This window comes from Pseudoalteromonas sp. S4492 (assembly GCF_005886115.1).
Classification (GTDB): Bacteria; Pseudomonadota; Gammaproteobacteria; order Enterobacterales; family Alteromonadaceae; genus Pseudoalteromonas; species Pseudoalteromonas gelatinilytica.
Genome location: NZ_PNCP01000328.1, coordinates 1 through 264, shown reverse-complemented (window position 1 = coordinate 264; position 264 = coordinate 1). Strand labels below are relative to the sequence as shown.

Sequence of the window (264 nt, the reverse complement as noted above, 5' to 3'; positions counted from 1 at the left end):
AGGAGTCGCAGATAGATCTCTATCAGCAATACCAGCTCCTGTTCTCCCAGTGCGTGACGAGGCGTTGAAAGCAGAGCCATGGAAACCAGGTTAACCGGATTTACAACCGCAGCTGAGTTGATCTCGCTGGCAATATTGAAAGCCAAAGTGTTCGTGGTTTTCTTCAGCCACTGAGGCTTAAAGCCTTCTGATTGTTCATGCTGCCATTGAGGGACTTCTTTATCCAGGAACTCACCCATGCTGATGGGGTTGCCAAAGTTGATC

At 48.9% G+C, this 264-nt stretch carries 1 pseudogene; it reads right to left on the bottom strand.

Annotation, left to right across the window (positions count from 1 at the left end):
- A pseudogene (locus tag CWC28_RS22190) lies at nucleotides 1-264 on the bottom strand (glycerol-3-phosphate 1-O-acyltransferase PlsB); the annotation flags it as partial.